This window comes from Novosphingobium chloroacetimidivorans (assembly GCF_014204535.1).
Classification (GTDB): Bacteria; Pseudomonadota; Alphaproteobacteria; order Sphingomonadales; family Sphingomonadaceae; genus Novosphingobium; species Novosphingobium chloroacetimidivorans.
In genome coordinates, this window is sequence record NZ_JACHLR010000051.1 from 1 (window position 1) to 6299 (window position 6299).

General features: G+C 59.0%; 9 protein-coding genes. 3 read left to right on the top strand and 6 right to left on the bottom strand.

The genetic code is table 11. The annotated features are described in order from the left end of the window. The 5 genes from HNO88_RS23255 to HNO88_RS21430 all read right to left on the bottom strand — a co-directional run. Positions 1 to 133 (bottom strand): hypothetical protein (locus HNO88_RS23255; RefSeq protein ID WP_512698576.1); only part of this gene is annotated, 133 nt, incomplete at its 3' end. A 617-nt stretch (positions 134 to 750) separates the two neighbouring features. Beyond that, positions 751 to 1035 (bottom strand): DUF1153 domain-containing protein, encoded by a 285-nt coding sequence (locus HNO88_RS23145; protein WP_376768803.1) that lies wholly within the window; start codon positions 1033 to 1035, stop codon positions 751 to 753. A gap of 587 nt (positions 1036 to 1622) precedes the next feature. Next, positions 1623 to 1925, bottom strand: coding sequence for a CtrA inhibitor SciP (gene sciP / locus HNO88_RS21420; RefSeq protein WP_184250764.1), 303 nt, complete (start codon positions 1923 to 1925; stop codon positions 1623 to 1625). Positions 1926 to 2115: 190 nt separating this feature from the next. Then, entirely contained in the window at positions 2116 to 2409 is a 294-nt protein-coding gene (locus HNO88_RS21425) for a helix-turn-helix domain-containing protein (protein WP_221420164.1), read from the bottom strand. Positions 2410 to 2540: 131 nt separating this feature from the next. Continuing rightward, the gene (locus HNO88_RS21430; RefSeq protein ID WP_184250770.1) at positions 2541 to 2849 is read right to left on the bottom strand and encodes a hypothetical protein; all 309 of its coding nucleotides are present in this window, start codon (positions 2847 to 2849) and stop codon (positions 2541 to 2543) included. A gap of 615 nt (positions 2850 to 3464) precedes the next feature. Here HNO88_RS21430 and HNO88_RS21435 point away from each other — a divergent pair. Further along, a complete protein-coding gene (locus tag HNO88_RS21435) occupies positions 3465 to 4334 on the top strand; it encodes a lytic transglycosylase domain-containing protein (RefSeq protein ID WP_246382286.1) in 870 nt (289 codons plus the stop codon). A 4-nt stretch (positions 4335 to 4338) separates the two neighbouring features. Here HNO88_RS21435 and HNO88_RS21440 read toward each other — a convergent pair whose 3' ends face one another. After that, positions 4339 to 4617, bottom strand: coding sequence for a hypothetical protein (locus HNO88_RS21440; protein WP_184250773.1), 279 nt, complete (start codon positions 4615 to 4617; stop codon positions 4339 to 4341). 503 nt (positions 4618 to 5120) lie between these two features. On the opposite strand from HNO88_RS21440, the gene HNO88_RS21445 reads away from it, so the two are divergent. Further along, positions 5121 to 5954, top strand: a complete 834-nt coding sequence (locus tag HNO88_RS21445) for a DUF7146 domain-containing protein (RefSeq protein ID WP_184250776.1) — start codon at positions 5121 to 5123, stop codon at positions 5952 to 5954. A gap of 66 nt (positions 5955 to 6020) precedes the next feature. Beyond that, entirely contained in the window at positions 6021 to 6263 is a 243-nt protein-coding gene (locus tag HNO88_RS21450) for a hypothetical protein (protein ID WP_184250780.1), read from the top strand. Positions 6264 to 6299: the final 36 nt, after the last annotated feature.

Here is a 6299-nt window from a genome sequence, read left to right on the forward strand (position 1 = left end):
CGCTATGATCCTGCGTGATGTGAACCGGCCCGTGACAGGATGCGCAACGCTTGGGTTCTTTCCCGAGCTTCCACCAGTCGTCCACGGACACGCGCCGCCAAAGGCCATCAACCTTCACTTCGATGAACTGCATCAAGGACTCGCAAACGACGGATTACGTTGCGATACCAATGTTCTAGGTTGTCTGCAGGCGCGGCGATTGCAGTGTGCTCTTGTGGGACCTTAACCATACTACGTCTATACGGATGTGGTAAACGGCGGTCTAGGTTCCGAACCCAGCATGCAACCGCTCAGGGCAATCTCGACTTGCTTACTGGCTTTGGCGTGTGAATACAGTGTGTACGGCAAGCCTCGAACGGGTGCGCTGTATCAAGTCACGAGGGCGCCGTCATAATAGACTCTGAAGGCACGCATGGACTGATCTATTCGGACCCATGTCACGGCATTACTCACGGCGGCCATTTACTGGAAGTACAAATCTACCGCTTACAATATAGTTCTCGCTGGAGACTTGAGGTCGTGAATGACATGGGCACATCAATAGTTTGGAGCGCAATGTCCAGCACAGAGCTGGATGCTTACAATGCGTTTATCGACAAATTCGAGAGCGATGGCTTTGAAGCGTTCTTGGACGATGATCAGGATGAGGCGCCTCAACCCTCTGTCGACCTACACTGAATTGCTGACAGCGCCTCCGAGGAACTCTCCCGGCCGCCTTGGTGCGCGACAAGGCTGACCTTGCAGGAGTGATCAAGTTGATCGCTCCTCCCGGCGAACTTTAGCCTTACGAATGCTGCTTGCGGTCAAACCGTCGATCCCTTTGCGCTGCATAGCCTGCCGCCACGAGATCAACTCTTCCGTCGACAAGTGGTAGCGCTCGCAGACCTCCGTGGCTGAGAGCTCACCGCGTTCGACCGCGGCCACAACCTCAGCTTTGCGTTGCGCCACCCACCTCGTCGTCGAACCCGAAGGGTGCTTGCCTTCAATCACTGCTGTCCCCCGGGGCCGGTCACATTTACTCTCCGCCATCGTCATACCTTATAGACTTATTTGCCCAACGCGCTGCAGCTCGTCGGGCGAGCATCTGAGAGCAGGTCAAGGTTCACGAGGCCCTTTGATTTCATCAGGTCATCTCAATTGAGGCGTACGTCAGCTAGGGTCCGACAGAGCACTCAGTCCACAGCTCCTGGACTACTCAGGGACAACTACTCAGCGGTGCCGGCGGTCCAGTTGCGTGCAGCTACGATGATCGCCGGCTTGGAACTACCGACTACTGTGTTCAACCTTGACACCGGCAACCCGCGGCGACGTTGGAGGGCGCCCAGCTGATCCCGCCAGGATCCACACGACTGCGGTGACCAACAACACGGCCTTGAACAACTGAGTGGAAGCGCACAGGATGGCCAGAGTCATCTAGCGCCGATCGGGAACACGATTCTTTGAAGTTACAGGCTTGAGCGGATGTCGGATCGTGCGGAAAGCTGAACGGCGAACTCTGGCTTTCAGCTTTGGCGGCCATGGCTGACAGCACCCGACCAGCAGATCATCGGGCGGCGCCACGCGAATGTTGTCGATGTCAAACGATCGATCTGACTGTGTCTGTGGCGAACCCAGCGGCTCAATCAATTGGGCTGGCGTCCATCCTTACGGCTTTGGCGGTTCTGTTGAACCTTCCTCGGTTGAAGCCCTTGTAGACCGTCACGTTTAAGAGCTACCTGCCAGGAAGCGAGTTCTTCAAGACTGAGGTGATAGCGCTCGCATGCATCTCGAAGTGAGAGCAGTCCACCATCCACTGCGGCCACGACCTCAGCTTTGCGGCGAGCCACCCAGCGGTTGGTCTCCGGAGGCGGCAGGTCAGAGGCGGTAATTCTCTCGCCAAGTGGCCCTATGATTGTGCCGACCTTGGGAGCTGCATGCTCTATCATAGCGTCACCTTTCGGTCGGACGGCATCTGAAAGCCAATGTCATCATCTATGATGCCTGAATCCTTAGCAACATATAAAGATTTGGAGGTGCGTACGTTTGAGTACAGACGTCTTCTTCGCGGGTCGTGGCGCGCGTAGAGATCCTTCTGGCAGCTACGGTGAGCGATCATCTGACCGCTGAAGGCGCAGCTCAACTCCGGAGCGCTTGACTTGTCAGCAAGTAGCATAGCTCGACTCGGTGGCCGGTACCCAGCTTTTTGAAGATGCTTCGCAGGTGAGCCGAGACCGTCCAAGGGCTTATGCCGAGATGCTTGCCGATCTCCTTGTTCGACATCCCCTTCATGATGCACTGAGCAATCTCCAACTCTCGGTCGGAAAGAAGATCGAAGAGTTCAGTTGCTGGCATTGAAGGAACCGTAGCAATGGGTCCGTCATGATCGCGCCAGCTACCTGCACTCCCTGCTTGCCTTGCGATTGCGCTCATGATTCTCTCCCATGACATCTCCAGGCTGCAGGTCGATTCCCTGGTAGACGCTCGACAGGTTAACGCTGCGCCCCATTGATCATCAAAAAGGTAATCGGTTGTGTTTGCTCAGTTCGTCGGCAGGAACCTGCTTAGGCGGTCCGGGAGGCTGGCCGGAACGTGACAACGTTAACCCGGTCGGCCTTGCTTCCGGCGCGCTGCAATCCAAGCGGCTCTGCGCTCGTGAGCCAATCATGGCAGGCATCAACGACCGCCTCGAGCAGCGACTCAAAATCGATCCGCACTGAGGTCAGCAGGTAGTCCTCCGCCAGCCAGCGCAAGATGTCGCGGCCGGTCGTCGCCATGCGGCTCCGCTGCGAGGTGACTGGGATTTCCCGCATGTAGCGCTTCGGCACTTCCTCGAGCACGTCCCACGCGTTGTCGGCACCGAACAGGTTCACGACATCAGGCGAGCCGAGCACATCAAAGGCCCCGTTCAGCGAGCTTATTACCTCCGTGAGTAGCACTGCGACGTGCCGTAGGATACTTGCTTTAGGTTGACGCGTAGATCCACGCGGAGATAGAGCGCCGTAGATTTTCGGGGGTTCGGGCGGTTCTCACGGTTAGAAGGTAGTCGTTTCTCTCGAGACTTTTTGCGCATCGATGCGCTGCCGGACGGTCTTGTGAGGGCGGGGGGCGCGAGATTTCTGGATGTCAAGCGCCTGGGGTGGTTCGGCGAATCTGCAGAGTTCGCGGGACTTGGCGGAGGTGGTCGATTGTGACCAAACAAGCGAAGAAGAAGCACTCCAATCGCATTCGACGTTGAAACTTGTCAGCCGTAAGCGTGAGTTCGACACAAGCGGTGCGCCGGTCTTCGTGTACGCGCCCAGCGTCCTCATCATGGAGGTTGTGCGGAGCGCGCTTGGAGAGCGGCTCCACGCCGTCGGCCTCATCACCGACCTAAGAAATTGGAACCGCAAGGAGGCGGCATACGGATTTCCTTGTGCTCCATACCGTTTGATCAATGGCCTTGGTTGCGGTAACGAACATCCGCGATACGGAGACCAGGTGCCTTCTTGAAGAAGGTACTTGAAATGAAGTTTGTAATCTTCGCTGCCTTCATGGCGGCTCTGCAGGCGTCGGCAGGTCAAGCTCGGACAGTCGAGCTTTTGTCGTTCGTCCAATCTCCTCCACACGAGGTATCATCGTCAGCGAGTGGTGATGCTGTGACGCCAGAGCCAATTCTCGCCGGCGCACTTGCAGATTTCGTCGATAGCGATGTCTCTGCGGTCGAGCCGGCGCCGGCGGAGGTTCCTCCTCTGACAGTCGGACTTCAAATCCCAGATTGGATGAAGAGGGGGAAAGCGTCGCGCTTCTTTCGAAGCTTGGCGTCTGCTTCTTCCGCATTCCCGACTGCCGCTCACGGTTGCACTCGGGAGCCTTATACACCAAATCCTCGTCTCCCGTTCTCGATCGAACGTCGTCGAGTACGTTATTACGGCCTTGTTGCAACCGCAGCGTGCGAGGCCGGCGTCCCAACCCATCTCCTGGATGCACTTGTGACGCAGGAAAGCGGCTACCACCCCGGCGCTCGCAGTCCGGTAGGTGCAATGGGCTTGGCGCAATTGATGCCCGGAACCGCGCGTGAGCTAGGCGTGGGAAATCCGATGGACCCGCTCGAGAACCTCCGTGGCGGCGCGCGCTATCTTCGAGCGCAGCTCGACGAGTTCAAGCGGTACGATCTGGCGCTCGGTGCATACAACGCTGGGCCAGCGCGTGTGAGACGCGTCGGCCGAGTTCCGTACATCAGGGAAACTATCGGATACGTGAATAACATCCTAGAGGACGTGCGCTGGTCTCTACGACACAGGCCGTTTGTCGCGGCAGCCGATGGTGTCTTTGCCCGATCAACGCCGGTCCGCAAAGCTTCGCTGGCACAGTTCTGAAACGTCAAACATCGCCGAGCACCCCAAAACCGATGTGGTTTGCGTAGAGTGCGGCAGACGCTAGAACGACCGGCATGCCGCGAAGGTAGTTTCGCTGCCAACTTAACCAGATCCGTGGGGCCCAGAGCGCATAGTCGAGCCGCCGCGAGGAAAGGAGAGGGCGCCACTTTCCCGCTCTGATCTCGATGGCGGTCTGGACGATTGCGCCGGTCGCGCACATGCCAGCCAGGACTCCCACGCCCATGTATAGCGCGATCCAAGCGGAGAGTGCTTCGTGGATCATGATCGCGTTCTACCATGAATATTTGCCGACCGTATCGACAGTCTTGCGGGCGAGCTGTGCCAGGCCCCGCCGTTGGTTGCTCACGAGGTCGCGGAGCAGGCGAGGTCTGCGAGTTCAATGCGTCCGAGGGTTGCATGACCCGGGTTCAGATCGCATCGATCCTCGTTTCAGGAGCGAGCGGAGGTTGATCTCGGGCTACTCGTGGTTCGCGGCATGTACCGAGCGCCGCGCGGTGATGAGCACCGCTACTGGTCCGTTCAAAGTTGAGGTCTGGACAGGTCGTCGGGCGAGTATCTGTTCATCACGCGCTCGCCGTGTCGTTGTTCTCCTAACAGGCGTTCAAATGGCATGTGCGCTTTCTGAGTCTCGATTTGCATCGTGTTAGTTGGCTTACTGGATCTATTTTCTCATCAAGATCCGGGGGCCTGCCGTTGCTTGCACCATAACAATGGTGATCCTTGGAGGGAGAGGAGCGGGAGGTCGTTGGGCAGGAGGATAGTGTTATGCCGATCATCACCAATCGCCCGTCTCAGCGGCTCATAGACCTGGTCGGATCGCTACAAGGCAAGTGGCACGGCTACTCTGCCACCTGCCGGTGCCCGGTGCACCAGGATCAAACCCCAAGCCTATCCCTGAGGCAGGGCGACCACGGTATTCTCGTCCATTGCTTCGCTGGCTGCGAGCCGGAGGTGATCCTGCGTGAACTGGACCAGATCAAGCCCAACCAAAGATATGAGTTCAACGAACTCCCGGCGCCGTCCAGAGGCGCCAATCTCGACCGCATCTGGGAAGCTGCAGTCCCGATCGTCGGCACGCTCGGCGAAAAGTACCTCATCCGACGCGGGATTCCCGCAAGCGCTACGGATGTCCGCTTTCATCCGCGTTGTCCCAAGGGACGCAGTCCGCATGCCGTGTTCAAGCCGGCCGTCCTAGTTGCGGTCCGCGAGGGCAGGGCGCTTCGCGCTCTGCAGCGGATCTTCCTCGATCCGGCGACGGGCGGTTACACCGAAAAGCTGATGCTCGGAAATCCGGGCGCGGCGGCGTGGCAAGGTGCGGTTCCGACCGACACGCTCGCGATCGCCGAAGGCTTCGAGGACGCGGCCTGCTACACCCGCATCAAGGGCGTGCCCGCCTGGGCTGCGCTCGGAAATGCGCGGCTGCACCTCATCGGCGTTCCCAAGCACGTCCGAACGATCGTGATCGCGCAGGATAACGATCCTGAAGGCGACGTCACGGCACGGCGAGCCGCCGAGGTCTACCGCGACCAGGGGTTCCGAGTCTGGCGGCACAGCCCGCATCCGCACGAGGACTGGGCAGCGGTGCCGATGGGAGTCTGAGACGCCCGGGAGAGGAGGGGGAGGGGATGATGTGGTCCGAATGATCGGACGCATCAGGAGATCCCCATGACCGACCTTTTCTCCAGCTTCGCGGCCGTCGACACGGGCGAGGACATGATCGCCGCAGAGATCGCTGCCGGCACAGTCGACCGCAAGCTGCTCAACGAGGTAATGACCCGGGTGTGCGGGGCTTCCGACGCCACCGGAGCCTGGACGCAGCGCGACAGCTTCGAGCTTCTCGAGCGTGGCCTAGAGCATTTTCATGATGGGCGGAATCGGAGGGGGATTCCCATTGAGCCGATCGTGTGATTCATAGGCAGCCTCACGAAGGAGGCAGCGATGGGT

Excerpts from the sequence above, each read along its gene's own strand:
- HNO88_RS21440 (WP_184250773.1), bottom strand. The coding sequence starts at position 4,617 with ATGATCCACGAAGCACTCTCCGCTTGGATCGCGCTATACATGGGCGTG.
- HNO88_RS21450 (WP_184250780.1), top strand. The coding sequence starts at position 6,021 with ATGACCGACCTTTTCTCCAGCTTCGCGGCCGTCGACACGGGCGAGGAC.
- HNO88_RS23145 (WP_376768803.1), bottom strand. The coding sequence starts at position 1,035 with ATGACGATGGCGGAGAGTAAATGTGACCGGCCCCGGGGGACAGCAGTG.
- HNO88_RS21425 (WP_221420164.1), bottom strand. The coding sequence starts at position 2,409 with ATGAGCGCAATCGCAAGGCAAGCAGGGAGTGCAGGTAGCTGGCGCGAT.
- HNO88_RS21445 (WP_184250776.1), top strand. The coding sequence starts at position 5,121 with ATGCCGATCATCACCAATCGCCCGTCTCAGCGGCTCATAGACCTGGTC.
- sciP (WP_184250764.1), bottom strand. The coding sequence starts at position 1,925 with ATGATAGAGCATGCAGCTCCCAAGGTCGGCACAATCATAGGGCCACTT.